Here is a 26,396-nt window from a genome sequence, read left to right on the forward strand (position 1 = left end):
ATCAGCAGCATTGCGCATTTTATAATTATGAGAACAGTATTTACAATATACCAGTCAAAATTGGTGTTTAAGCTTGTAGTTGGGCCATTACCCAATCAATAATGGCGACAACAAAAAGCATCCAACTGGGATTTTTATCTGTAACATCGGGCATGTCCATCTTGTCACCTGCCTTGAGTGGTAGCGTCAATGCTTGCGCCTTTATCTGTTGGTCAAGCACAGGTAACACATCAATACCTATTCGCGCTGTCAATTCATCAACACTGATAATCTCTATACGTTCTGACTCGTCATTAGGTACGTAATAAACACCTGCGCTATTAATAGCAGGAATATAGACGGCTTTAAAAAAGTGGCTCGGGACTAATACGCGACCTTTGAGGCGCTGGACTTTTTTATCTGTAAACGCTACTCCGGTAACAGTGTAAGCTTCGCCATATTGCTGGGTCAAAGTACGAGTGGCAGATTCAATATTGCGCCAAATATAGCGATTGTTTCGTGGCGACTGCGGAGCTATATTAGCAAGGCTAAAGCTATCGTACTGCTGACTGCGATTTGCCATATCTCCATTTGGGGCTAAATGACCACGATCAAAACCAGACCCTGAGTAATCTGATAATTTGGCGCGCGCTGACATGGGTAGCCGACTCTCTTCATGAAAGCTATCTTCGCGGTCAATTTGTTTGGCTTGTTGCAAACGCTTCCGCGTCAAATACTCTGCTGACCACAGCGGCGTTCGCGACACGTCAGAATACATGACTGCAAAGCCATCAAAACATAGCGCCTGCGTATTTTTACTTAATTTAGCATTGGTGAATTCAGGATAAACACCACCATAAAAAGACTGACTGCACCGAGATAAATCCTCAGCGTAGGCAGGTAATATTCCGATGAGAGATGCTACTATCATACTCATCAGCGTCAGTACTGTACTCGTAGTACACGTCCGCAACTTACTAGGATAGATAGATCTACTCTCTTTATTTCTCTGCTCATTTATACGTATCATCTAACCGTCAACTCTCTATACCTTATAATATACTATCCTAGCAGGCACCCATCAATAAGGAAAGATATGCTTGCGTTGGAAATTTTCCTTGATTGGAGAACGCAAACCGTGACATTCTAAACTGTATCCGCTATACTGAGCCGTCTAAAATAACAGACAGTAGCTAAACATAGTCTGCAAATGTTACAGTACGGTGAAGTGGGTGAGTGGCTGAAACCGCACGCCTGGAAAGTGTGTATGCGTTAATAGCGTATCGAGGGTTCGAATCCCTCCTTCACCGCCAATCTTAGTTATCCTCTGTTTTCCTATCTTGTCCTACCCCATCCTAAACACTCCTTAAAACCTTTAGCAGTGTGGCTCTCAGTCTATATCTACTAACTACTGTTGTCCGAAACATTCCTTTTAAAACCCAGGTAAGCCATCCATTGTGTTGGTATACATGTTGGTATAGAATTAATAACTAGCCTTTTATACCAACAATTTTATATTTCTATATTCAAATATACCAACAGATACTTCAAAAAACCCCGTCGGTAAAGGCTTACTTTAATTTCTATAAGGAATAGTAGCTATGCTTACTGATGTCAAAATTCGTAGTCTTAAACCCAGTGAAAAATGTACAAGCTCTCGCCCTGACAAACATAGCGATCGGGAAGGGCTTCAGCTGTGGGTGCAACTTTCTGGTACAAAGACATGGATTAGTGCATATCGCTTTAACAGAAAGCAGCAGAATCTGACATTGGGAAGCTACCCAGATGTACGGCTATCAGAGGCTAGACAAGCTAATAAAGATATAAAGGCTCTGCTTGCTGAAGGTGTCGATCCTAAAACGCAAAAACGCCGTAAAAATATTCAAGACCAACAAGCGCAGATGTTTAATGACTACGCTTCAGTATGGCTTGTCGAGAGACAGACAACTGTTAAGCCTCGCACTTACCAACAAGACAGTAATCGAATGGCTAAAGATGTGCTGCCGATGTTTAAGAACATTGCGCTTAATAACGTATCTTTCGATGACTGCAAACTTATGGCTGAGCAGATTGAAGCTCGAAAAGACAGTAACGGCAAACCTCCTAGGGAAGTGACTCGTAGAACTATCGCATTGGTTGAGAAAATACTTAAGCGTGCCAAAATGGAGCGGCTGCTTGTATCAAATCCTATCGAAGGGCTAAAGGACTTATATCCAAAAGCAAAAACACAGCACATGAAGCATGTTGAGCTATCTGAGTTGCCTCAACTGCTTCGCGACATAGAAAAGTACCACGGGCATGATCAAACTAGATTAGGTATGAAATTCCTTGCCTACTCATTCTGTCGAACCATTGAGCTGAGAATGATGAAATGGGAACATATCGACTTTGTGAATAACGTATGGCGTGTTGATGTAGATAATTTAAAGGTGGTTAGAGGGCACATCGTACCGTTATCAACACAGTTGATTAGTGTGCTCGAAGAGCTCAAGTCAGTTACCGGCCAGTTTGAGTACGTATTCTTTAATATGGGTACAAACCAGCCTTACAGCGAAGAGTTCATCAACAATGCTTTAGATATCATTGGTTATGCAGGGAAACAGACAGGGCATGGATTCCGTCATATCGCTTCAACTAACCTAAACGAACTTGGCTACATGGGTGATGCTATTGAGAAGCAGATGGCTCACGACAAAAGAAATAATATAAGAGCGGTATACAACCACGCTCAGCATTTAGAAGAGCGTCGCAAGATCATGCAAGTATGGGCTAATTTCTTAGACCTACTTAGAGATAAAGGTGAGGTAGTAGATTTTCAAACAGCGAGGCAGCAGATTGAAAGCTCTTTGAAAGGCCAACAGTCTGACACATTGCAAGATGCTGATAAGCAAGAACTCATCAACGCTTTGATAAGTAAAGGTATCACTACAGATGAGCTGCAAATTTTAATCAAAAAAAATTAGAATATTTCATTACCATCTACATCGAGAAACTCAAGGTTATATGCTGAGTTAATTAAAATATCAAGTAGTGCCGTTTGAGATAAACCTTTAACCTCAGCCATCTTTTCAAGCCTCCCCTTAGTTTCTTTAGTCAAAGGTAAATGATAAGGCTTTTTTGTTTTACCTTCATCACGTTGTTTTTGCTGAGTCCATGCCTTTTTCATTCTCGATATAAACAGAATCTTACCATCACTCTGCTCGTAATTTTTGCTAGTAGCAATATCAACAGGATGATCTATAAGATCTAACGAAGCTAATACCCTAGATCTTATTTCGCTATGATTTGAATTATCGATATCGGCTTCTACATAGCACCCTTTATCCTTAAGATAGTTTTGTGCCCATTCTATTTGTTTAACACACTCACCTTTTAACCATTTCGAATAGTTTTCTTCCCCACTTACTGTATCCCATATAATTTTATTAAGAGTTAATATATCTGCTTTATTATCTAAGCTTGCAAATGAATCACCAAACTTCAAGAAATCCAAAAAGCTATATATGTTATTCATAGCACTACTATCGTAATTATCTATACTACTTTTATGATGTCTATTTTCCTGCAATACATTTATAGAGAATATTTGGGCTCTTAAATTACCACTAAGCCATTGAAAATATTTCTCTGGCGTTAAGGACGATCCCATACATATCATACTTTCATCAATTATTTTTTTAAAATCCTTGTACTCATATAGCTCTAACAAAAGATTTTTCTTTAGATTTATGAATTCTATTCCTGAGAAATTTTCATTAATAGTATCAGCTAAATAATCACGTAACCAGATCGCTTCCCTATCAGTTAACGACATAACTTTCTTTTCAACATACTTTTTCTGATCATAATTATTAAACATATATGCCATAATTTCTTACCCCTTTAAAATTTCTTGTGCCACTCGTGGTATATAAGTATTAATCACGTTTTATATCAAGCTATATTACATGATATTTACTAGTAATTTAAGAGGTATTTTGATATCTAGATATTGAAATAACTGATTATTTTTCCATATTCTATGAAGGCCCTAGCTATTTCTACTATCCACTAATTCTGCACTCAACTCCATTTTTCATTACACTACTAGTTTTTGGTAGTTATCCACAAGCGATTGTAAAAAATGTAGGCGTTTCCGCATTGTTGCTTTGATATCCTTAGTGGGTTATTTATATTATTAATTACCTAAGCTAAGCGACTAGACTTTAATGCACGGCATTAAAAAATACTGACTGACCTGAATCTATGAACCACAAACTCATCGGAGCAGGAACATGTCATACTCACATCTCAATCAACCGCAAATCGTTTCTAACGTTGATAAACTCGTTAGGGCTATACTAGCCAATCAAATAAGTTTTACAGAAGTTAGAAAACAACTGAACGATTTATATTACCCATTCATGGATAACCTTGATGATGATTTATTTTACTCTGAATCTATTCATGCATTTATTGGTAGTACTCAATCTATTGTAGGTGACTCATACCCATGTGACGTTATTTGGGATCATGATAAAACTCAGCGATTTATAAAAACGCTGAGTTTTTATAAAAATGATATTAAGAATGAAAATATAGCTTGGCGCTATAATGAGGGTCAGAATACAAAAAGTTTAGAGAGTCATATTAGAAGTCTTACTACTCACTACTCAAAACTGTTGTTTGTCTCTGTCGATTTAAAGTACGCAACAGAAACCAGTCATTTGGTGACGATAGATGATTTCGATAGCCATATGAATAAAATGAGAGATTTTATTAGTAACCAAAAAACGTGCTTTGAGCATTTGCAAGGTCATGCTTGGGCACTGGAACAAGGCGGTAAAAATGGCGGTCTACATTGTCACCTATTGCTAATCTATAATGGTTCAGAACGGCAGAAAGATTATTACTTGGGTAAAGAGGTAGGAGAGAAATGGCAAGGCATTACGGGTGGGCTTGGGACTTACTATAATTGGAATACGGTAGCAAATAAGAGAAAGTATGAAAAGGAGGGGCTATTGGGTATTGGTATGATTCATCGTGATGACCCACTTGCCGTTAAGAACGCTATACGAACAGCCTCGTATTTAACAAAGATTGATAAGTGTGAGCAACAGCTGAAAGTATGGTTGCCTAACATGCGTACCTTTGGACGCGGTCAGTTTGATGTACCTTGGCGTAGAGGGATACGTCGATAGCGCCCATCCATAGCAAAACAATCTCAGATGTATATTACAGTCATGAGATAGCACCTCTGTTATCACAACCATGCTATATCCCCCTCATTCAGGTCTGCTTCGGCAGGCCTTTTTTATGCCTAAAATAAATAGGAGCCCTTATGAAACCAATTTGTCCTTGCTGCCACTCCTCCGCTGTTTATGAGGTGAGTGATAACACCGATATAAGTTTATTTGATGAGCTGTTATCTCCTGCGGTGTTAGTCGGTCTCGGTGTCAGTATATGTAAGACCCTTAAAGTTCATCCCGCTATTGGTGCGGTTGTCGGCATCGTTTTAGCTACCGTTATTGAGCTGACGCAACCCAATAAAGCGTTACCGATGCGGGTCAACAAACAATATCGCTGTAGCAGCTGCGATCACGTTTTTACGGATTTCAATTAACTCATTCACTATTTAACGTACTCATTAAACATCACTAACACTTAAAAGGAAAATCATCATGGCACATCTAGTCGAATCAATGGCATTTGTTGGCGACACCCCTTGGCATGGCTTAGGTAATGAGCTGTCTCCCAAACAACCAATTGAGGTTTGGGCAAAACAAGCTGGGCTTGATTGGCGTATCGAATCATCAGATGTTAGCTACATGGCAAACAATGACAAAGGGCATAACCTGATTCTGCCCTTTGCTGAGCAAAAGGTTTTATACCGTAGTGATAATTTCGAGCCGCTATCTGTAGTTAGTCAACGCTATCAAGAAGTACAACCTCGTGAGATTCTAGAATTCTATCGTGATCTTACTGAGCAGTCTGACTTTGAGCTTGAGACCGCTGGTGTACTTAAAGGCGGCAGAAAGTTATGGGCACTCGCTAGGACAGGCCAGTCAGCGACGCTTAAGGGGAATGATGTCAGTAATGGCTACTTGTTACTTGCAACCGCTTGTGACGGCACGTTGGCAACTACCGCGCAATTCACTTCCATTCGTGTGGTATGCAATAACACCCTTGCGATTAGCCTCGCTAACGGTAGTGGCGGTGTAGTGAAAGTACCGCACTCAACCTCCTTTGATGCTGACAAAGTAAAGCAGCAATTGGGCGTATCTGTTAAACAGTGGGACGAGCACAGCTATGAGATGAAGCAGTTGTCTGAGCGCCGTGTTACCCAAGCGGAAGCGGGCAATTATCTCAGTCGGGTATTTAACGATGAAGATAATAACCTCATCTTGTTCAACAGCGCAAAGAGAGAGAAAGAAGCCGTACCCAATGCCAAAGCGATGAATAAGGTGATGTCTATGTTTAACGGTCAAGGTCGCGGGGCCGATCTTGATGCGGCACGTGATACGGCTTATGGGCTGTTATGCAGTATCACGGAGTACGTGGATCATGAACGTCGGGCCATGAGTACCGATAACCGCCTGAACTCAGCATGGTTCGGGGCTGGCGCTAAGCTCAAGCAAAAGGGTTTGGAAGAATCTTTACTCATGCTGGCTTAACTCACTACCTCTAAAGTATGACAACACAACCAGCCACGCTTTCGAGCGTGGTTTTTTTATGCCGTTTATTTAACGAATCAAACCAACCAATCTATCCAAGGAATTTATCATGAACATTATCCCATTAAACAATACGACTCAGCCAAACCGTAGTAAACGCTCAACGGTGAATACGAAATCGGCTAAACCCATTGTTAAACCAAAAGTTAATGACAATACGGTTAAAATTACTAAATCCACCAATCGCACCCCATCCACCACCGCTAAGCGTTTGGTGAATACCAAGCACCTAAGCCATGAGAAATGGCTTGAGGTTCGTAAGCAAGGCATTGGCGCTAGTGATTCTGCGGCGGCTTGTGGTATCCATCCGTACCTATCGATGCTTGAGCTGTGGATGATTAAGACTGGACGCATGACCTCGAACATCGATGAGACTATTGATGGTTACTCACCACTGTACTGGGGCAACACCTTAGAGCCGATGGTGGCGAAATACTATCAGGAGCATACAGGCAATAAAGTGCGTCGGGTGAATGCCATCTTGCAGCATCCTGATCCTGACAATTACTTTATGCTGGCCAATTTAGATTACGCGATTGTTGGTAGTGATGATGTGCAGATACTTGAATGCAAAACTGCAGGAGAGCATGGGGCTAAGCTTTGGAAACATGGCGTGCCATTATATGTGACGTGCCAAGTGCAACACCAACTGGCCGTTACAGGCAAACAAGCCGCGCACATCTGCGTATTGCTTTGCGGACACGAAGCCAAGATATTTAAGGTTGAGCGTGATGAGCAACTTATTAACAGCATTCTGTGGCATGAGCGTCTGTTCTGGCAGTATGTGCAAACGGACACGCCGCCGACCCCTGACCACTCAGAGTCAGCAGCGCGAGCGTTAAAGCAGCTTTATCCGAAACCAGAGCCTGCGAGTAAAATTGATTTAAGCGCAGACGAAGGCGCTAATACCTTATTCACTAAGTTGCTTACTCACCGCGAATCGATGGATGAGTTGCAAGTACAGCACGACCAGATCAAGCATCAGCTGCAAAGTCTCATTAAGGACCATGAGGTTGCCATATTTGATAATGGCGCGATTTCATGGAAGCGCTCTAAGGATAGTATGGGGCTTGATAGTAAGGCTTTGCTTAAAGAACATCCTGAGCTTTTAACAAAGTTTAGTAAAACCCGTCAAGGCAGCCGTCGCTTTGTGATTCTAAGCGACAGCTAGGCTAGTGATCAATTACTTAGCCCACTCAACCAGCAATGAATTAACCCAGTAAATAAACTAAGCGCATAACCGCCCACCCTTAACAGGTGGGCTTTTTTATGGCTTTAATAAACTCACTTAAGGAATATTCCCATGATTAAAGGTCTCACCATCACCCCGCCCGTACTCGGTCGCATCAGCATTGGCCGAGTCATTCAAAAGGACGGTAAGCGTCTGCCTGCTAAAGACGATCAATTTACAATTACCAGCCAAGTGCAGAATAAAGACGGCTGGGTCAATCATCCACTCGATGAGAAATTGCGTGAAAACAATAACGGTAAGCTTAGACAAATCCCTGTGCGCCTGTTGTTCAATGATCCTGAGCTCAATCTACGCGCTGAGTACACGCTATTTGATCGGCAAACTGGACGTCCATTGTGTGTGGGCGATGGGGAACACTGTCAGCGTCGCACCAACAAAGGCGTTGAGCAATTGTCATGTCCGTCACCAGATCGCTGTCCACTAGCGCAAGGGGGTGCTTGTAAGCCGTATGGCAGACTGTATGTTAATTTGAGTGAAGACGATGAGCTGGGGACGTTTATCTTTCGTACCACCGGTTTTAATAGTATTCGTACCCTTGCAGCAAGGCTGAGCTACTTTGCTGCGGTATCGGGCAATAAGCTGTCGTGTCTACCGTTGCAACTCACCCTAAGGGGTAAGAGCACCACGCAAAGCTATCGGACACCGATTTACTTTGTGGACTTAACTTTACGAGAGGGCGTGACTCTTAAACAAGCGGTACAAGATGCGCAGGTCATCGATGCGGAGCTTGGTGAACACGGCTTTGATCAAGCAGCGTTAGAGGTGGCAGCCAAGCAAGGCTACGTGAACTCCTGCTTTGAGATTGATGCCGATGTCCTAGCGGAAGTAGCTGAGGAATTTTATCCGGTCGAGATAAGCCAAGCTAGCAGTAGCCAACAGGGTGGTTCGCAGAATGGCAAGCACAATCATAATGTGACCAGTATTGAGGAAGGTCTACGGAAAAGTGTGACAGCGGTAAATTAAGGCGGCTAAGAACTATAAAGCGGTATAAGAAGGGGCTGATACATTCAGCTCCTTTTTTTTATGCGCTCACTAAAGGGAAGCGTTCGGACGGCATAGGACGCAGTAAAAAAATATGGGACTCCCTAACTGTATGAGAGGAAACGCTCTCATACACTCACAAGGAGCTAGTCATGGAAAATACTAATAATCAAAACGAGTCTACTAATCTAAGTACTTTACATATACCAAGAATGTTGCCATTAAAAGAAGTCATCTACTTTACAGGTCTTAGTAGAACAACTATTTACGACATGTTAGATAAGAAGTCTAATCGTTACGATACAGCTTTCCCTCGTCAGGTCAAGCTATCACGAGGTCGAGTGGCATGGGTAGAGAGCGAAATTGTACAATGGTTAAATACTAAGATAGCTGATAGGTGTCACTAGTTAGATAGGATGGATAAGCCACTCAAGGTGGCTTATTTTTTTAGAGTGAGTTTATATTGCTCATCAAACTTGCTTGATGCTAAGAGTAATAGTTACCATCATATCGTGGAATTATTGTTTATTTGTTATAGTTTTAAGTGAACATAACTTCATTATATAAAAACATTTATAACTTAGGCTACTTAGGAGGAAATACAAATCAATTTAATTTGCTAGTGACTAATTAATATTAACTTCATAACTAAAGTTCTCTGCTAAACCGTAAGACTCTCTGTATTCGATTGGATCTCCTTTAAGGTTTTTTGCAATACGACATACTTTGATTAAATTTTCATTCTCACTATTATTCAAGTAAGTATCAACATAATTATTCTAATTAAGTTATTACCTATGTTGAAACAGTATGCGATTGATATAGTTATTGATTACTTTGGTCGATTCGACCCCATAGTAGGTGTCGATAATCCAGACTATCAGCAATTTTTGGATATGCTTGATCCTAACCAACACTGGGTAAAAGTTTCAGGATATTATCGTTTGGATAAGAAGATGGGCATTCAGAATGCCGTTGATGCGTTTAAATTACTCATAGAACGTGATATGAAAAATAATCTTATTTGGGGAAGTGACTGGCCACATACACAGTATGAGAGTCAGATAGATTTTGATAAAGTGCTCAGTAACTTTAAGAAAATCGTTGATGATAAAGAACTAGTGACTCAAATACTAACCGAAAATAATGCTAATCTCTTCAGATTCTAGATTGATCCTCTTATTACGTAAAGATAAAAATCTAATGATAGTCCTAACATTTGCAAACTTAGTAATGAATAGAAAGACTACGTAGTACTAGGTTTGGATTGGCCACTGAAAAACAAAAATCGATACCAAAAGGTACCGATTTTTGTACTTATACATTGGTAATGTTTACATACCAATCTGAGTCACTATGAAATAGATAATAGTACCTACGTAGTTTCCAATCACATAACCCACAGTACCGATGACCAAGATAGGACCGACTAAGTTCGTCCAACCTTTACTAATGGCCAAGGCTGCCGCAGTGGTCGGGCCCCCAATATTGGCGTTACAGGCCAATACCACCTCTTCAACACTGAACTTGAACAATTTGCCCACCCCCATGGTAATGGCTAAATTGACCATAGCAATGATGAATACAAACACAAACAGCAAGGGTGCTTGGGTCACAATCAAACTGATTGATGCCGGAATACCGATGACCACAAAGAATAAATAAATACAGTAAGTACCTAGCTCTTGGCTACCATTAAGCTTTTCAAAAGAGTTTTTAAAGATAGAAACTATGACAAACGTGATGGTCGTCAACAACAAATATTTATCAGTGATCAAGCTAATGATTAGACCGACGATAATATTATCACTAGTACCCAAGAGCGCTTGCAGAAATGCTGACAGCTTAAATGAAATTAGTACAATTAACATTGAGGCGGCCAAGCAGATCGCAATATCTTTTAAAGAAATAAGGTTTGGTTTCCAAAACGCTTCAGATAATGTACGACTGTTTAGCATCTCCGGATTCTTTTCAATGGCGTCCGTATGTGGCGATCCCCATATTCGGCGTATGAGAGGTATACCAGCCAAGCCAATCAATATCAAGAAGTAAAAAGCCATCATCATATTGTCAGCCACAATAGTGGCTGCATTGATGCTTTCACTGGGTGCTAATTTAGCTGACATGGCCGCATAGTTCACCCCTCCACCACTATACGAGGCTGAAATCATGCCACTGATTTTATCCAGTTCTGGAATATAGTGACGTAGGGCCATAAACGCAATGACAGCACCGATCATGGTAGCCATAGATGACATCAAAAACAACAATAGCAGTTTCCAACTTTCTTTAACAAGAGACTGTATGTTAGTTTTGAATAATAATAGAGGTATGGCTAAAGGTACAATATAACCCCAGACGATGTCATATGTAGGGGCATCTATTGGGATGATCTTTAGGTTAGATGCGGCAATGGCAATCAATAATGCAATCACAGCGCCTGGTATCTTACTGGCCCATTTGTAGCGCTGCTCGATGAAAATAGCAGAAGTCGCTGCAACCATGACAAACGTCCACAATGCCAGATGATCATCTGCTTGAATCAATGTTTCCATCATGTTCCTCCTTGAACGTGATATAGATATCTCTCAAAATTGGGACAGCTCAGTAATTAATGAGAGTTAATATCCCAATGGGCTGCGCCATAAATGGCATTATCTTGCTGGTTATAATAGGCCCAAAGCGGATTACCATAATCAAAATGCCACCATTCCGTTGGTAGATTGCTAAAGCCCACCTGAGTCATTACCGAATACAATAAACGTCTGTTGTTACAAGCAGGATGCTCAGGCTGATTTTCATAGAAATGGGTGTATGAACGTTCTGTTGGTTCATCAAAATCAGAACCCATATCCAACCATTTGTCTGTTGCACGCTCAAATAGGGTGATGTCGACAGAACCCCCTGTTAAGTGCGGGCTGATAAAATCTGGGCTAACTGGAGCAACAAATTGTAGTAGGAGCTGTTGTTGTTCTGAACTGGTGAGATGTGGATATTTAATTTTTATGATGTTGCCCACTTCATCCTGAACGGCTTGTTGAACCGCACGTGAGCGCCACGCATCAAGTACCACAATGCCTAAATGATCAGGTAGCAAGTTAGCGGCTTGTTGTAATTTTTGGATAACAGAACGCCTTGCTACACAAATATTAATAGCATGCGGTATATCTTGATCAAAATAGAATGGAAGCTGCTTTAAGTTCTCAGTATATGGAACGGTTTGTAATGGCTCGTTCGACTCTATAATAGAAATATTTTCTATGTGTTTCCAGCTATGCGGTGCCTGTGTAGGTATGGGAGATAAAAGCATTTCATTCCTTAAAATGGTCTTTTGCTTATTAGTATTATTGACAAAACACAGTCAATATTTACGCTATAGTTTTTAAAACAAAATAGGAATTGTTAAATAAATAATCAAATTAATTTGTCAGCTATAGCAAAACGTATAGTAAATTTACTAGATTGTTTAACTTGCTGTCGTTAAATTGCCTAATAAAGAGCAACTATCTACTAATGTTAGTAATCACTAGTTTAGCACTGAAAAATATATTGGCAATCTAGTAAACTATTTTTTAATTTGTAGTTACGGTGAATTTTCTCTAGCTTAACACTTTCTTTTTAGGTACTTTATGGATATGCATAGTTTTTTATTCAGCTTGGTCCAAAGATATTTTTTCAATATCGGACCTACCCCTTTTATAGAAAATAGAATAAGGCTTCATGCCAGTTGATTACTGGAATCATGAATATTGAAGAAGAGCATGTGTGACTTACTTGACTTATATTTTAATAAAACAACTGGGATCAAAGCATTATGAACAGTCGTACGGAAGATGTGACTCTCAATATGAATGGCACTGATCACAAAGTATCGGCTAGGCCAGAAGCTTCCCTTCTCTTATTCAAAACTCTATCTCGGACTATTCTCACTCATTCAAATACATTTCAGCCATACCATCCAGTTTAACTTTTACCTCTCTCCAGTTTGGCATTACCTGCGTCAGTAGCCGCCAAAATTGCTCACTGTGGTTGTGCTCAGCGATATGACATAGCTCATGTAGAATGACGTAATCAATGCATTCTTTTGGTGCTTTAACCAGATGAGGGTTGAGTATGAGACTGCCTTTAGTCGAGCAGCTGCCCCATTGTTTTTTCATTACTAAAACTCTAAATGATGGATGTATTTTTATCCAAGAAGCCTTTGGTAGCAATGCTTCAAGCGCCACCTTAAAGACAATTTCAGCTCTATTTCGATACCATTGATCAATCAATAATTTAACTTCAGCTGCTCGTATGTCAGACCTCTGATTAATAACTTCCTGCCCTAAGGTCACATTCAATTTACCGCGATTGAGCTTCACGCTAGGCAATATACTAGGGTCAGTAAGCACTTTTAAGACATAGCGACGACCCAGATAAAACTGGGTCTCACCGCTGACATAACGCTTGGACAATACATGATCCTTTTGCTTGGCAAAGTCTTGCAGGCTTTGCCATATCCATCGAGCACGTTTCATCATGGCATCATGGATTATCAAATCCGTTGCATCGATAGGAGCAGTAGCAACCACACGCTGATCAGGATGTACCTTAATCACAACTTTACGAGGCTTAGTATTACTAGCTTGGGCTTTACTGCTTACAGATTTACGGATCACTTCGTAGTGGATCACATCCGTACCGTAAGAGAAGACGCCACGCTCTTCTTTTGAAGTGTGAGACTTGCCGTTTATAGATACCTTATTCATTACTCACTAGCCTCTTGATAAACCAAGACGGGTAATTTTCAGCACTTCTTCTATAAGCTTTTGGGCATTATTTAAACCCAAATCAGCAAACAACATCGGCAGCAACTTCATACTGATATCATTTTCTATTTCTGCTGGATTGATGGAATACTCAGCTACCGCATTATTCACGGCCTCATCAATAGCGAAGGCATACTTTACAAGCTGCTCATCATTTAACGAATCACCTAGTGCTTTATCAGCTAAGTAGTCCTGATCGAATAAGTGCTTAAACAAACCAAAATAAGCTTGAGCATGTTTATTTAATTTACCAGACTCGTCAATAAACTCATTTGGCACATCTGCGACGTTACGATCTTTTACCTCTTGCTCAAGACCGAAAAACATCATGTATTGTTTTACTGGTGCATCGAACATCGCTTTGGCATCTTCAATGGCTTGCTTAAGTAGTTTAGAAAAATACTCTTGCGCATAAGGATCATCAGCCAAGTCTTGCTCAATCATTCTAGTGACACGACCGGTGATCTTATCGGTTTGGTTACGTGCTTCATCGTCACTCATCGCTTCAGGCTTAATATTTTTCCCTAAGTTGTCGACTAGGTAAACGCCTTTTGCTTCTTTCACCTCAAGCCCAGCAATGTGCTTGTCGAGTAAACTACGAATATCCGCTTCGTACTCATCGTAATTGATGGTTTCATCAGCGTCTTCACGGACTTGCTTGCGTAGATTAACAAAGGCTTTTAGATCTTGCTTATAACGATCACGCTTACTATCAAATGACTTGTCTTCAAAGAAAGATGCCGATTGCAAAGCAATTTTCATAGCGTTAGAAAATTCGGTTAAAGCCGCATAGAAGTCATCACGTTCTTTAAGCTTAGTATCTACTACTCTGCCATCGATATCCTGCATCTTAGGCGCTAGCACTTGTCTTAACGCTTGACCGTCTTGTTTGTTTTTTACTGATGAGAAGATAGCCCACAGCTCATTATGTAGCCTTGGTAGCTGCCTATACTCAGTGTCCATGCTGTTATACATACCTTTGAGGTCTTCAATATCAAAGCCACCTTGCGTACGCTCGGCAAGATCCTGGTACTTCTCAATGGTGATATCCAGCTCTTTTAAGATGCCACGATAATCAATCAAATAACCAAAGCGTTTCTTCTCATGTAAGCGGTTCACCCGTGCAATTGCCTGAATGAGATTGTGCTGCTTTAAGGGCTTATCAATATATAGGACAGTATTTTTAGGCTCATCAAAGCCCGTCAATAACTTATCAACGACGATCATGATGTCAGGACCATCATCTTGACTAAAGGCTTCTATAATGGCTTTGGTATAAGCTTTTTCATCACCGCCATACTCAGGGGCAACATTAGCTTGCCACCAGTTTTGTACGATGTCTTTCGATTCAGCATCGACCGTATCATGCCCCTCACGGGTGTCAGGTGGTGACATAGCAACTACGGATGACACTTTGCCTATCTTATCTAAAGCCAGCTTGTAGCGGATGGCAGAAGCTTTAGAGTCACAAGCCAACTGACCTTTTAGATGTTGCTGTTTAAAATTTTGGAAGTGGTCAGAGATGTCATGAGCGATCAGCTCAATACGACCTTCGGTTTGGTAGATTTGACCTTTTCGTGAGAACTTACGTTTGAGGTCGGTCTTTTGATCGTCGGTGAGCTTTTGAGTAATACGGTCAAACCATGCATCGATGGCTTGGTCATTAGTATTTAGCTCAGGAATACGCTCTTCGTATAACAGTGGCGTAACGGTTTTATCTTTAACCGCTTGCTGCATGGTGTAGGAGTGAATGATGCTACCGAATTTGTTTTCGGTCTTATCGTCTTTAAGCAGTGGCGTACCCGTAAAAGCAATAAAGGCGGCATTTGGCAGAGCTTGTGCCATGCGGATATTATTCTCACCATTTTGACTTCGGTGACCTTCATCGACCATGACAATGATGTTTGGACTGTCGTTATAGCACTCATCATACTTAACGGCTGAGCCAAACTTATTGATAATAGAGAAAATAACGCGCTCATTACCGTGACCGATTTGCTGCGCCAGGCGACGACCAGAGGTTGCCATGGCATCCGTTTTATCTCTATCACTAAGTACGCCACCAGAGGCAAAGGTTTGGCTGAGCTGAGTCTCAAGATCAACACGGTCAGTGACAACAATGACTCTACATTGTGCCAGCGCTTCTAACCAAATAAGCGCTTTAGAGAAGAACACCATGGTGAAAGATTTACCACTACCTGTGGTATGCCAAATCACACCGCCCTCACGACTGCCCTTTTCATCAAAGGTACTGATACGTTTAATTAGGGCTTTGATACCAAAGACTTGCTGATAACGGGCAACAATTTTGCCAGCCTTTTTATCAAACAAGGTAAACATGCGCGTCATCTCAAGCAGACGCTCAGGCTTTAATAAGCTAACGATTAAGCGGTCTTGATCGGTGACCACTAAATCACCTGCATTAATTAGCGACAGGTATTCTTTTTTAGCAGAGTTAGGGCGATGATCAAATAAACCGCTAAGCTGCTCATCACTGAGCTTTTGGTTTTTTAGACGACTAAACTCAGGCTCTTGTATGTCTTCTTCGACCCATTTTGCCCAAAACTTCTCAGGCGTTTTGCAAGTCCCGTATAAGCCATCATGACCATTCACTGCCAGTAATAACTGGCTATAGGCAAATAAATGTGGAATTTGTTTTTGACCTTGATTACGGATGTGCTGGGAGACGGCTTGCGCATTGGTCGATTGCCACTCTCTACTAGAGTCAGGACGTTTGGCTTCGATAACCACTAACGGCAGACCATTCACAAAGCAGACGATATCAGGAATGACGTTGCCTGTACCTTCGGCATTCTGTACCACCATCTCTTCGGTAAAGTGAAAGCTATTATTATTGATATCATCCCAATCTATCAGACCGATGGTTTGGGAAGTTCTTTTGCCGTCGATAAACTCTGTCACCGTCACGCCATAGAGCATGGCGTTATACAGCTTTTCATTGGCGAGCTGTAGCCCTAAGTTCATGGCAGGGTTTAGCTCATGCATGATCTTATCAATGGCGCTGTCTGATAAATGATGTGGCTTACCTTCAAACATAAAGGTTTGCTTGGCTAAGAACGCACGCATGATAGGCAATAAAACCACTTGGTTGGTGGCTTTATTTGAAGTCACTTTTGAGCGCATGGCGTTACATTGGCTTGGCGGAATAAAATGATAGCCCAGCGTGGTGAGCAAGGTTAAAGCAGGGATTTTTGAGCTGAATTCTTCTTGAAAGTTGATGCTGGGTATGTTCATGGATTTTTACTCTTACAATATTTGTTATAATCCATTTCAACCTCAATTGATAAGGGTTTAAAACTAAGTGATAAAACAACTTCACTTTCACCAGTTCTTATCCAAACAATATCAGTATTTTTAACTCTCGCTTTAATCACAACTCGTTCTTGTTCATTGATATTACTAAAGTGAGTGAAGGCGAATGCTTTTGCTGTATCAAAGTCGAAAGTCCAAGACTGCCAATATTGTTCACTGTTAAACTCACTGATAAAACATCCTCTATATAAAACTAACTCTTCGGGTTGATTAGAGTAATCAGCTAGAGGATAAAGTATCTCTACTACTGGAAACCATGCATTACCACCACGGCTACCATGTGAAAAAATAATCTTTTTTAACTCTATTCCTGTATGTTTATTTAGACACTCAAAACATTCAGACATAGATTGTATAAATTGACATTTTTCTGAATCAGTATGTTGGTATACATGATAACTAGAATCGAATGTAGTTAAAGTTTTAGTATCTTTAAGCAGTTTTGACATTATTTCATTTGCTTCGACTTTAAAGCCATCATCAAAATTATTATATTTATCGAAGAAATAATCCATCTTAATCTGCATCTCGTTTTTTAAGCAATCTAGCACTGACGGCGGAAGCTCAACTTTACTCATTCGGCACTACCCCTAAACAAAGAAAAACCGCCAAGGTTGTGCGTTACCCAAAGGGTATTAAGCGTGGCAATTATATTTGATACAACTTAATTTATAGCAACATTATTGTAAATATTAAGTCCTTGACACTGGTATAAATCATAAGCTATTATTTTTGAATAAAGCTAGTAAGCTTTAAACAGCTGCTCTTTTGAAAATAGTCTGTATTACTGCTCTTGTATTAATCCCTACGAATCTAAATTTAATGATGGTGCTAGGCCTAGCAAGCATGCTCTTTAGAGTAATGGCCTTTATGTCAACGGTAGAATATACCGTTAAGTTATTCAAACCCATTGTAAACAAGGAGACTGATGTGATGAACATTAAAAAACTAAATGAGGGTGTGGTAACCTGGGAGTTTTCTCTTTAGTGCATGAGACTATTTTTGGAATTCAGAGTTTACCATATGGGGCTAACCCCCTGATTCCCTCCAAATTCAAAACCGCCTAAATTAGGCGGTTTTTCTATTTAAGCTACCGTTTAAATTAGTTTTTATCATCAAATGGGAAAGATATTTGCGCTTCCACATCTTTTTTATTGGCTTTATATTCCCTACCTTGAGTAGTGTCCATATAGCCTTTATCGTGTGTGTACCTTAATACTTTTTCCACAGCATAAGTTCTTGAACTCTCAGCACCTGTCATGTCCATTTTTATTTTAGTAGTTAAGACTGCTCTAATCGTTGAGCCATTTTTGAAGGTAATTGTTCCACTTTCAACATCCCTTTTAAAATCACTATCCTTCATACTGAAATCGATAATTTTATCTAGTTTTATATATAATCCTCGCCATTTATGTCGTCCTTTTACTAGATTTGGTGAGTAGATAATAATTTTAGCATCTTCGTCTATTTCTTCGAATTCGTTCAAATTAATTATGAAGTCAACAAAGTTCTCTCGCTTTACAACCTTTTCAGCTAACATGACGTTAAGCTTATTATCGTAAGTAGTGCATCCAACAGATTCTACTTTTTGATATGTGATGAGGTTTTCATAAAAGATCGATAGATTTTTTCTAATTTTAAGATTGTTAATTAAAACATCATAAATAATATCTTTTGAATCTTCAATTTTTTCTCTGACACTTTCTATTTGGGTCTTGTCATCAAATTTCCCATTTTCTTTTTCAGTATCTAACAATTCTCTCTTAAGCAACTCAATTTCAAGTTTCTTTTTTTGTATGTCAAGATTCTTATTTTCAATATCTAATGGATCTTGAGGAGGTAAAGGAGGTGGTGTGGTTTTCACACGGGCTATTATATCAATCAAGCAGGTAACTAGGGCAGCTCCTGCTCCAATTGTTGTCACAGCCCCGCCTGGCGAGCAGAAAAATTCTATCCACTCGACTAAGCTTCCTTCAGTAGGAGGTAAAACCTCTACAGTTAAAGATTTTTCTACACCTAACTCTTTACTAGCTTCAGAAATAATATTTAAAAGAGCACTATCACATTTGTTTTTAACATACGCATTCATGGAGTGACTTTTATCGTAAAAGTAAAAATGAGTCTCTAAAAATCCCACTGCTATTTTTTTATCTTCCATGATAAATATACACTCTCTAATAATTTAAAAAATCTTTGCGTGGAACGTACTCTGTGCCAGAATTACTCAACTAAAACCCGCTTCTTACCAGTCAACAACTGCTGCATCAGCGCCTTTTTCTCTTGCTTTAAATCAGCCAATTGCTGCTCAAGTAACTCAATTTCTCTATCAGCATTGCTTAATACGGTAGCGATTTTTTGTTGTTCTTGTAGTGATGGAAAAGGTATTTGAACCTTACGTAATGCTGTTAAGGAAATTTCTTGAAGTGCGGAACCACCAACCTTTCTCATTAGTTCATTTTTTACATAACTGGATCTTAATATCCATAGAAAGAAATCAGACTTTATCAATTCAGTCTTTGGCGCTAAACGAGCTAGGCCTCTAGTAATATTAGAACCAACAAGATCTTCATTTACTAATCGAACTAAACCAACTACTCCTCTAAGTGCCATCATAACTTCACCACTTTCGAGAATCGTTTTATTGTACGACTTATTAATCTCATCAGAGGTAGTAATCATATCGTTTTTTGACACAGTTTTTTGAGTCAAATCAACAACACGGACGCATGGAACTCCGTCTTTTACGTGTTCTCCTGTTTGAACGATTCCGTAAGATATTGTTTTACTACAAATATCTGCAAGTATTTTTTTATTCCACTCGCCCTCAAACTGCTTACCCGAATCATCAAGCAAACGCTTTTTACCCGTCAGCAACTGCTGCATTAGTGCTTTTTTCTGCTGGGTACTATTGTTAATTAAGCGCTCGGTAGTGCTAATCGCCTTATCCCATGTGGATAGGATTTTGGCGATTTTTTGTTGTTCAGGAATTGGTGGAACTAGTACAGGGATACTTTCACAATTCGTTTTATTTAAATAAAGTATAGTCGTTTTAGAAGCAACACTTTCCATGTATGGCGTTTGCGTTGCTAGCCAATAAGCTAAAAACTCGTTATTAATTTCAGAAGAACACACAAAGGCATGAAGTTGCTGGTTAAGCACAACCTCTTCTCTAGTAATTGCAATTAAACCTAGATCACCAACAGCAGCCATTACGACAGCGCCTTTAGGAACAATTTTACCGCCACATTCTTTTATAGTTTCTTTAGAGATATAGTTTTCTTGGGCACTAGAAGGAATAAACCTACCAGTGATTTCAGGCGTTGTTACCCAAGCAATGTCTCCTCCAAATTGTTTGGGCTTATTTCTGCCAGGTACTATTGATGAGCAAATTTTTCCTATAGGGTGCTTTTCCCAACCATTAGGCACCATAACCCAACTCCTTTAAAAACCCTGCCATCTCAACTTCTAGCGTATCCAATTCAGCTTTTAACTCAAGACGCTCAGTACGCACCGCAACCAGATCAATCTCCGCCTCTTCCTCAAACGTGTCGACATAGCGTGGAATGTTTAGGTTAAAGTCGTTTTCTGCTATTTCATCAAAGGTGGCTAGATAAGCATATTTATCAACATTGACGCGAGCTTTATAAGTCTCAATGATTTTATTGATATTATCAGGCGTTAATTGGTTTTGATTCTTACCGGATTTAAACTCATTACTCGCATCGATAAACAGTACTTTGTCATCGCCTCTATGCTTCTTAAACAGCAAAATAGCCGCTGGAATACCCGTACCAAAGAACAAGCTAGCTGGTAAGCCTATCACCGTATCAAGCAAGTTTTCTTCGATGAGTTGCTGACGGATTTTACCTTCGCTTGACGCACGGAACAGTACGCCATGCGGTACGACCACACCCATACGACCAGTGCTTGGCTTTAGGGTTTCAATCATATGGCTGATAAAGGCATAATCGCCTTTAGTCTTAGGCGGTACACCACGATGGAAACGACCATAGGGATCGCTACTGGCATCTTCATGTCCCCATTTATCCAGTGAAAACGGCGGGTTGGCAGTCACCACATCGAACTGTAATAAGTTACCGTCTTTATCTAATAGCAGCGGATTACGAATGGTATCGCCCCACTCAATACGGTGGTTGTCTTCACCGTGTAGGAACATATTCATTTTTGCCAATGCCCACGTCGAGCCAATGGCTTCTTGACCGAATAGCGCATACTTTTTAGAGCCAGAGTTTTTGCGTACCATCGCCCCGCATTTAATCAATAGCGACCCTGAACCGCAAGCAGGGTCACATATTTGATCGCCCTCAACAGGCGCGAGGATTGTGGCTAGTAAATCGGACACCTCTGGTGGCGTATAGAACTCACCAGCCGTCGCACCACTACCCGCAGCGAAGTGCTTGATTAAGAACTCATAGGCATTACCAATCACATCTAAGCTGCCAACACGCTCAGCACTTAGATTGAGAATGTCTTTGCCGAAGTCTTCTAATAGATGGCGTAGCAATTCGTTCTTTTGTTTTTCTTGCCCGAGCTTATCAGTATTAAAGCTAATATCTTGGAAGACGTTTTTAAGCTTAGTCCCGTTGGCTTCTTCTAGCGCATGTAAGGCTTGGTCAATACGTTGCCCGTTACCGGCTTGATGACGCTGCTCGTATAGATCCCAGAAGCTTGCGCCTTCAGGCAATACAAAGCGCTGCTTGGACATCATGGCATGGATCAGCTCAGGGTTGTCGCCATACTGCTCAACCAGCTTGTTGTACTCGTCTTTATAAACATCAGAGATATACTTTAAAAACAGCATGGTCAGAATAAAGTCTTTATAAGTATCGGCGCTGATGACACCACGAAACGTGTCACAGGCGTTCCATACGGCTTTATTAATATCGTCTTGATTGATTTGGCTGGTGGGCATTTATGGTTCCTAAATACTTTGGAAGTTATGAATTTTTATAGTGAAGTAATGATAGCAGGGTCTACAGTACGTGACAGATATTATTGACTCAATATGCGATTATAGTAGACATATAGTGAAACTAGGAAGTCAGACGAAAAAACCCCCAGTCACTAAACTGAGGGTTTTTTCGTCTGCTAAAACGCTGACAACCAAATGATTCATTTTCTCTTGAAATAAATTTCCATTAGTTAGCTTTGTTCTAAAAAAGAAGACAGAGAAGCAAGCAAAGCCTCCTGATTCATCCCCTCCCCTATAAACACAATATCTCCAGGTCTAGAGACGCTTTTGTCAGGCGGCAAAACCTCGGGTTGCTGCATGACCTTACGTACAGACTGCAACAATAGCGCGCCTTCATCCGTATGCAAAACACCCTTAACCCGCAGGATCGTATCACCTCGAGCGTGCAGCAAAGCCGATAGCCATATAGTAAACCCGACCCAATCTACTTCTTTAGGAATCGTTAACGAAACCACAGTCATTGATGCTCCCACATTAGTGAGAGTCGATTCGTAGATTTCGGTCGGCGCTGGTAGCGCAGGTACAGGGCTTTCGACACCGAATGCAGATAAGGAAATTGGTGCAGCTGGATTGATTTTGCTGAGGGTTGAAACGAGGTTCGATAAGGACTGCTCGGACACTTCCTCTGATTTTGCAATGACAATACGATCGGCTGATAAAACTTGCTGACGACACAATGCGTCAGTCTTTAGCGCCACATGAAAATGTAGGGCGTCAGCCATGATGATTGTTTCTTTGAGGACGAAATGATAGATCAGAATGGGATGCTCTTTAATAGCAACTATGATTTCTTCGGGATCAGCTAAGCCACTGGTTTCTATGATCAGAGTATCAGGTTGATCAATACTTAAACCGATCGACCCTCCACTCGTTCGGGACTCAGCTACTTCAAGTAGTGCTGATATCATCTCTTCTCTACCTTTAGGAGTACCGGCGGTTCCGGTCAAAACAGTGACACTCATCGCCTCCCCTAGAAGTAAGTCATCAACGGGCTGCTGGGCCGCTTCTTGAGTGAAAACTTGAGCGTTGCCAAACACTTTAGTAAAAAGCGCATGACGCAGCCATGTCGTCTTACCTGAACCCAGATAGCCGCTCAATAGAACGATATTAAGACGATTGTCCTGAAATATTTGCATTAAGGTCAAGCCATTGAGTGAGCTTTTAAGGGGTCGATTGGAAAACCTTGACGGCGTTCTACTTCAGCCCACAGCTCGGTTAGATTATTGACCATTACTCTGGCCCCGCCTGGACATATCAGCTGAATCTGCGGGATCACCCCATCGGCATAAACTGAGAATCCATAAGGTTTCAGCACTCGCTTTAAGATCGATATTCGTTGAAACATCGCCCTGAGACGGATGCCACCCTTTTGTGCACCTGCTTCTGTCCAATGCCCTGGGGCAGCCGGATTGCCACATGCATTACACATGACTCTTCTCCCTATAGAGGACCTTGGCAGTACTTTTAACAATGCCACCAAAATCCATAAACTTATCGATACAGAGCTCTTAAATAACTTCCGGACGCTTACCACCTTCAAATGGAAAACGTGTGCGGAAATCAGCAGCGATATCTTCGAATGGCATCCAAACGACACCTTCATGACCGTTGATATAGTCAATTAGACGCTCAAGCATCATGAGTACATGTGGACGTCCAGAGACATCGGGGTGAATGGTAAAGGGAAACACAGCATAATCCATATTTCGATATACCCAGTCGAATTGATCACGCCACATTTGCTCGATATCACGTGGATTGACAAATCCATGGCTGTTAGGGACATTTTTCATGAACAGCATTGGTGGTAAATCATCCACGCACCAATTGGCAGCAATCTCAACCAGATCAATCTCGTCGCCATGGGTCATAGGATGCATCCATTCTTCTGCGGTTTTTGAGTAGTCAATAACGTTCCAATCATCGCCAACTCGAGCGTAGAAGGGCTGAAAATCACGGTAGCCTTGGCTATGGTCGTACTTAAAATCATACTTAGCAAGAATTTCAGGGGTAGATTTAGACATCTCCCACCAAGGAGCAACATAACCACGTGGACTTTGACCAGTCAGCTTAGTAATCAGCTCAACGGATTTTTCCATCACGGCTTCTTCTTGAGCACGAGTCATAGCAATAGGGTTTTCGTGTAAATAGCCATGTGCACCTACTTCGTGACCATGATCCACAATCATTTTGGCAATATCAGGAAAGGTTTCGAGACTATGACCGGGGACGAAAAACGAGGTGCGTAGATCATACTTCTTAAAAAGCTTTAACAGGCGCGGAACGCCAACTTCAGATGCCCAAACCCCGCGCTGGATGTCTGATGGGCTTTCACCGCCGCCATATGATCCAATCCATCCTGCTACTGAATCCACGTCTGTACCGAAGCCGCATATAATAGTTTTTTTACTCATGTCTCTCTCCTTTGATACTTTTAGTTTAGTTTTATTCCTTTAGAGGTCTTAGATTTGTTTTACTCCTTTGTCAGATAGTTATGATAAGTCTTGAGAAATCAGGTTTTCGACGGCAAGTGCAGCCCCTAACAAACTACTTTCTTGACCGCCAGACATTGATAGTAAAATACTGGTAGGCATCTGATTTTGATCCACCCCATTTGGCAAAGCAACGCCGCACCAATCTAGAAAATTGCCGAAACCGGGGTTACGTAGTATTAATTTATTCATACGTTGGTATAACTCACCATCTTGCTCCAAGGGCTTGAGCTCAGGCGCAGTGATAGGTGTTGTCGGGTATAAAATGATTTGATTACCTAGACTTTGACGATTTTTTTCAATTAACTTTGCTCGCGTTCTTTGAATGACAATCAAGTCGCGAGCCGATAGATCTCCTGCGTCAAGGATGCGCTCAAGAACCCGTCGATCCATCTCGGCCGCCTTGGCAGAATGCACCAAATCCCAATGCAGATCGAGCGCTTCTGGGCCAACCAGATAACCGTGCTCAGCGGTAAGTGCTCTGATTTGGTCAAACTCAGTGCATACGCCACGCGTCACCGTTACCCCTGCTCTCTCTAAAGCGCGGACACTGGCTTCGAAATTCTCAATCACAGCATCTTGTGCGTCTTCAAAGACAACATTGGTAGGAATAAAGAATTTGAGTTGACTGATAGGTGTTGGTTTGGGCATTGCGACGGCTCGCCCGTTGAGAACTTCTGCCGCACCGATGCAGCTTTTTAGGTCAGCAGCAAGTGGACCAAAGGTATCCAATGTCGGTGAGAGTGGAAACGTACCACCTTTTGGAAACACTCCACTAGAACCCTTATAGCCGACTATGCCATTTAATCCAGCAGGAATACGTATCGAACCCCCAGTATCACTGCCGATAGCAAGTGGTACTAGTCCGCGGGCGACAGCGACACCGCAACCTGAGGACGAGCCACCAGGAATACGAGCAGGGCCTGTACCATGTGGGTTTTGAGGAGTACCAAAGTGTGGATTAAGACCAAGGCCTGAATAGGCAAATTCTGTCATATTAAGACAGCCTATCGATATAAGGCCAGCTCGAGTGGCATTTACAACCATATCGGCATCACGAGTAGCAGGCGCGTTAGATTTGAGTACCACGGATCCTGCGGTAGTGACCCGACCTTCTATATCAAAGAGGTCTTTCCATGCGATAGGGATACCATCCCATAGACTAAGTGTATTGCCTTCGCGGCGTCGTTGTCTGGAAGCATGAGCTTCTTTCAGCGCTCGTTCTTCTAGCAATTCTGTAAAAATAGCAGGATCAGAAGATCGGATGTTTGCAAATGTCTCTTCAACAAGCTCAACCGGACAAAGACTACCTTTCTCAAGGCGGTCTGCCATGTCACCCGCTGAAACAGATTCTTTTGTAACTTTGCCCACAGTCCGTTTGATCACAATGTATTCCTTTTTGTTAACTTATCAATTAAAGGTCGTATTACTCAAGATATTTTGATAAGAGCTACCATCAACCTTAACAGCTACAGCCGCTTTAATAAGAGTTTTTAAAAAGAATTTACACTCTAGTCATAAAAATTACATTATTAAGTAGTTTTTATGTAGTTAAATCATATATTTACTATCTTAACGAGGCTATAGCACAGTTTATAAAACTGCTCATATTTACGTTAAGTATAATGGTATTACGAAAAGGGAGATGCCTTTTTAGTTCATTTTATAATCTTTTCTTGAATTCACTTTTATAGCGTAGATAAGCTAATTTATGTCTATGAGTGCGTACATAAAATACTCGTAAATGAGAGTTCTGATGGTATAAATATAACGAGAAGACAAGCCATTAAAGTTTATATATGAGACGATATCAAAACCTTAAATACATAAAACAAAAAAGGCAAA

At 41.0% G+C, this 26,396-nt stretch carries 22 protein-coding genes, 1 tRNA gene and 1 pseudogene; 9 read left to right on the top strand and 15 right to left on the bottom strand.

Features of this window, described 5'->3' with window-relative positions:
• Positions 1–67: 67 nt before the first annotated feature.
• Entirely contained in the window at positions 68–910 is an 843-nt protein-coding gene (locus tag ES754_RS11245; protein WP_227677843.1) for a DNA/RNA non-specific endonuclease, read from the bottom strand.
• A 291-nt stretch (positions 911–1,201) separates the two neighbouring features.
• Here ES754_RS11245 and ES754_RS11250 point away from each other — a divergent pair.
• Positions 1,202–1,292, top strand: a tRNA-Ser gene (locus tag ES754_RS11250).
• A gap of 288 nt (positions 1,293–1,580) precedes the next feature.
• Positions 1,581–2,942, top strand: a complete 1,362-nt coding sequence (locus tag ES754_RS11255; protein ID WP_147224300.1) for a tyrosine-type recombinase/integrase — start codon at positions 1,581–1,583, stop codon at positions 2,940–2,942.
• On the opposite strand, the gene ES754_RS11260 is transcribed toward ES754_RS11255, so the two are convergent.
• Positions 2,939–3,847 carry a hypothetical protein gene (locus tag ES754_RS11260; protein WP_147224301.1) on the bottom strand — a complete coding sequence of 303 codons (909 nt, stop codon included), beginning with the start codon at positions 3,845–3,847 and terminating at the stop codon, positions 2,939–2,941. The genes ES754_RS11255 and ES754_RS11260 overlap by 4 nt on opposite strands.
• A gap of 406 nt (positions 3,848–4,253) precedes the next feature.
• Between ES754_RS11260 and ES754_RS11265 the strand changes: the two genes are divergently transcribed.
• From ES754_RS11265 to ES754_RS11290, 6 genes are all read left to right on the top strand, one after another.
• A complete protein-coding gene (locus ES754_RS11265; protein WP_147224302.1) occupies positions 4,254–5,159 on the top strand; it encodes a YagK/YfjJ domain-containing protein in 906 nt (301 codons plus the stop codon).
• 140 nt (positions 5,160–5,299) lie between these two features.
• Positions 5,300–5,581, top strand: a complete 282-nt coding sequence (locus ES754_RS11270; RefSeq protein WP_147224303.1) for a hypothetical protein — start codon at positions 5,300–5,302, stop codon at positions 5,579–5,581.
• 58 nt (positions 5,582–5,639) lie between these two features.
• On the top strand, positions 5,640–6,632 hold the full coding sequence (locus ES754_RS11275) for a DUF932 domain-containing protein (protein WP_147224304.1): 993 nt from the start codon (positions 5,640–5,642) through the stop codon (positions 6,630–6,632).
• 109 nt (positions 6,633–6,741) lie between these two features.
• Positions 6,742–7,863, top strand: a complete 1,122-nt coding sequence (locus ES754_RS11280; RefSeq protein ID WP_147224305.1) for a YqaJ viral recombinase family nuclease — start codon at positions 6,742–6,744, stop codon at positions 7,861–7,863.
• 132 nt (positions 7,864–7,995) lie between these two features.
• The gene (locus ES754_RS11285) at positions 7,996–8,907 is read left to right on the top strand and encodes a recombination directionality factor (RefSeq protein WP_147224306.1); all 912 of its coding nucleotides are present in this window, start codon (positions 7,996–7,998) and stop codon (positions 8,905–8,907) included.
• A gap of 170 nt (positions 8,908–9,077) precedes the next feature.
• Positions 9,078–9,332 carry a helix-turn-helix transcriptional regulator gene (locus ES754_RS11290; RefSeq protein WP_147224307.1) on the top strand — a complete coding sequence of 85 codons (255 nt, stop codon included), beginning with the start codon at positions 9,078–9,080 and terminating at the stop codon, positions 9,330–9,332.
• Between the two features lie 219 nt (positions 9,333–9,551).
• Here ES754_RS11290 and ES754_RS12440 read toward each other — a convergent pair.
• Positions 9,552–9,701: pseudogene (locus ES754_RS12440) on the bottom strand (GntR family transcriptional regulator); the annotation flags it as partial.
• A 21-nt stretch (positions 9,702–9,722) separates the two neighbouring features.
• Here ES754_RS12440 and ES754_RS11300 point away from each other — a divergent pair.
• On the top strand, positions 9,723–10,094 hold the full coding sequence (locus tag ES754_RS11300) for an amidohydrolase family protein (protein WP_147224308.1): 372 nt from the start codon (positions 9,723–9,725) through the stop codon (positions 10,092–10,094).
• 165 nt (positions 10,095–10,259) lie between these two features.
• Here ES754_RS11300 and ES754_RS11305 read toward each other — a convergent pair whose 3' ends face one another.
• The 12 genes from ES754_RS11305 to ES754_RS11360 form a co-directional block, all read right to left on the bottom strand.
• Positions 10,260–11,483, bottom strand: a complete 1,224-nt coding sequence (locus ES754_RS11305) for a DUF819 family protein (protein ID WP_211361127.1) — start codon at positions 11,481–11,483, stop codon at positions 10,260–10,262.
• Positions 11,484–11,536: 53 nt separating this feature from the next.
• Positions 11,537–12,235 carry a M15 family metallopeptidase gene (locus ES754_RS11310; RefSeq protein ID WP_147224309.1) on the bottom strand — a complete coding sequence of 233 codons (699 nt, stop codon included), beginning with the start codon at positions 12,233–12,235 and terminating at the stop codon, positions 11,537–11,539.
• Positions 12,236–12,851: 616 nt separating this feature from the next.
• Positions 12,852–13,673, bottom strand: coding sequence for a M48 family metallopeptidase (locus tag ES754_RS11315; protein WP_147224310.1), 822 nt, complete (start codon positions 13,671–13,673; stop codon positions 12,852–12,854).
• A gap of 6 nt (positions 13,674–13,679) precedes the next feature.
• Entirely contained in the window at positions 13,680–16,988 is a 3,309-nt protein-coding gene (locus ES754_RS11320) for a type I restriction endonuclease subunit R (RefSeq protein WP_147224311.1), read from the bottom strand.
• Positions 16,985–17,644 (bottom strand): hypothetical protein, encoded by a 660-nt coding sequence (locus ES754_RS11325; RefSeq protein WP_147224312.1) that lies wholly within the window; start codon positions 17,642–17,644, stop codon positions 16,985–16,987. Before ES754_RS11325 ends, ES754_RS11320 begins: the two co-directional genes overlap by 4 nt.
• A gap of 524 nt (positions 17,645–18,168) precedes the next feature.
• Positions 18,169–19,224, bottom strand: coding sequence for a hypothetical protein (locus ES754_RS11330; RefSeq protein WP_147224313.1), 1,056 nt, complete (start codon positions 19,222–19,224; stop codon positions 18,169–18,171).
• 62 nt (positions 19,225–19,286) lie between these two features.
• The gene (locus ES754_RS11335) at positions 19,287–20,495 is read right to left on the bottom strand and encodes a restriction endonuclease subunit S (protein WP_147224314.1); all 1,209 of its coding nucleotides are present in this window, start codon (positions 20,493–20,495) and stop codon (positions 19,287–19,289) included.
• Positions 20,485–21,999 (bottom strand): type I restriction-modification system subunit M, encoded by a 1,515-nt coding sequence (locus tag ES754_RS11340; RefSeq protein WP_147224315.1) that lies wholly within the window; start codon positions 21,997–21,999, stop codon positions 20,485–20,487. The genes ES754_RS11335 and ES754_RS11340 overlap by 11 nt, the downstream gene beginning before the upstream one ends.
• A 230-nt stretch (positions 22,000–22,229) precedes the next feature.
• Complete coding sequence (locus ES754_RS11345; RefSeq protein ID WP_147224316.1) at positions 22,230–23,195, bottom strand: CobW family GTP-binding protein; 966 nt, start codon at positions 23,193–23,195, stop codon at positions 22,230–22,232.
• A 5-nt stretch (positions 23,196–23,200) separates the two neighbouring features.
• Positions 23,201–23,488, bottom strand: a complete 288-nt coding sequence (locus ES754_RS11350) for a hypothetical protein (protein ID WP_147224317.1) — start codon at positions 23,486–23,488, stop codon at positions 23,201–23,203.
• A gap of 79 nt (positions 23,489–23,567) precedes the next feature.
• Complete coding sequence (locus ES754_RS11355; RefSeq protein ID WP_147224318.1) at positions 23,568–24,473, bottom strand: polysaccharide deacetylase family protein; 906 nt, start codon at positions 24,471–24,473, stop codon at positions 23,568–23,570.
• A gap of 78 nt (positions 24,474–24,551) precedes the next feature.
• Positions 24,552–25,937, bottom strand: a complete 1,386-nt coding sequence (locus ES754_RS11360) for an amidase family protein (RefSeq protein WP_147224319.1) — start codon at positions 25,935–25,937, stop codon at positions 24,552–24,554.
• Positions 25,938–26,396 lie beyond the last annotated feature (459 nt).

The organism is Psychrobacter frigidicola, from assembly GCF_007997305.1.
Taxonomy (GTDB): domain Bacteria; phylum Pseudomonadota; class Gammaproteobacteria; order Pseudomonadales; family Moraxellaceae; genus Psychrobacter; species Psychrobacter frigidicola.

Excerpts from the sequence above, each read along its gene's own strand:
- ES754_RS11245 (WP_227677843.1), bottom strand. The coding sequence starts at position 910 with ATGATAGTAGCATCTCTCATCGGAATATTACCTGCCTACGCTGAGGAT.
- ES754_RS11255 (WP_147224300.1), top strand. The coding sequence starts at position 1,581 with ATGCTTACTGATGTCAAAATTCGTAGTCTTAAACCCAGTGAAAAATGT.
- ES754_RS11260 (WP_147224301.1), bottom strand. The coding sequence starts at position 3,847 with ATGGCATATATGTTTAATAATTATGATCAGAAAAAGTATGTTGAAAAG.
- ES754_RS11265 (WP_147224302.1), top strand. The coding sequence starts at position 4,254 with ATGTCATACTCACATCTCAATCAACCGCAAATCGTTTCTAACGTTGAT.
- ES754_RS11270 (WP_147224303.1), top strand. The coding sequence starts at position 5,300 with ATGAAACCAATTTGTCCTTGCTGCCACTCCTCCGCTGTTTATGAGGTG.
- ES754_RS11275 (WP_147224304.1), top strand. The coding sequence starts at position 5,640 with ATGGCACATCTAGTCGAATCAATGGCATTTGTTGGCGACACCCCTTGG.
- ES754_RS11280 (WP_147224305.1), top strand. The coding sequence starts at position 6,742 with ATGAACATTATCCCATTAAACAATACGACTCAGCCAAACCGTAGTAAA.
- ES754_RS11285 (WP_147224306.1), top strand. The coding sequence starts at position 7,996 with ATGATTAAAGGTCTCACCATCACCCCGCCCGTACTCGGTCGCATCAGC.
- ES754_RS11290 (WP_147224307.1), top strand. The coding sequence starts at position 9,078 with ATGGAAAATACTAATAATCAAAACGAGTCTACTAATCTAAGTACTTTA.
- ES754_RS11300 (WP_147224308.1), top strand. The coding sequence starts at position 9,723 with ATGTTGAAACAGTATGCGATTGATATAGTTATTGATTACTTTGGTCGA.
- ES754_RS11305 (WP_211361127.1), bottom strand. The coding sequence starts at position 11,483 with ATGATGGAAACATTGATTCAAGCAGATGATCATCTGGCATTGTGGACG.
- ES754_RS11310 (WP_147224309.1), bottom strand. The coding sequence starts at position 12,235 with ATGCTTTTATCTCCCATACCTACACAGGCACCGCATAGCTGGAAACAC.
- ES754_RS11315 (WP_147224310.1), bottom strand. The coding sequence starts at position 13,673 with ATGAATAAGGTATCTATAAACGGCAAGTCTCACACTTCAAAAGAAGAG.
- ES754_RS11320 (WP_147224311.1), bottom strand. The coding sequence starts at position 16,988 with ATGAACATACCCAGCATCAACTTTCAAGAAGAATTCAGCTCAAAAATC.
- ES754_RS11325 (WP_147224312.1), bottom strand. The coding sequence starts at position 17,644 with ATGAGTAAAGTTGAGCTTCCGCCGTCAGTGCTAGATTGCTTAAAAAAC.
- ES754_RS11330 (WP_147224313.1), bottom strand. The coding sequence starts at position 19,224 with ATGGAAGATAAAAAAATAGCAGTGGGATTTTTAGAGACTCATTTTTAC.
- ES754_RS11335 (WP_147224314.1), bottom strand. The coding sequence starts at position 20,495 with ATGGTGCCTAATGGTTGGGAAAAGCACCCTATAGGAAAAATTTGCTCA.
- ES754_RS11340 (WP_147224315.1), bottom strand. The coding sequence starts at position 21,999 with ATGCCCACCAGCCAAATCAATCAAGACGATATTAATAAAGCCGTATGG.
- ES754_RS11345 (WP_147224316.1), bottom strand. The coding sequence starts at position 23,195 with ATGCAAATATTTCAGGACAATCGTCTTAATATCGTTCTATTGAGCGGC.
- ES754_RS11350 (WP_147224317.1), bottom strand. The coding sequence starts at position 23,488 with ATGTGTAATGCATGTGGCAATCCGGCTGCCCCAGGGCATTGGACAGAA.
- ES754_RS11355 (WP_147224318.1), bottom strand. The coding sequence starts at position 24,473 with ATGAGTAAAAAAACTATTATATGCGGCTTCGGTACAGACGTGGATTCA.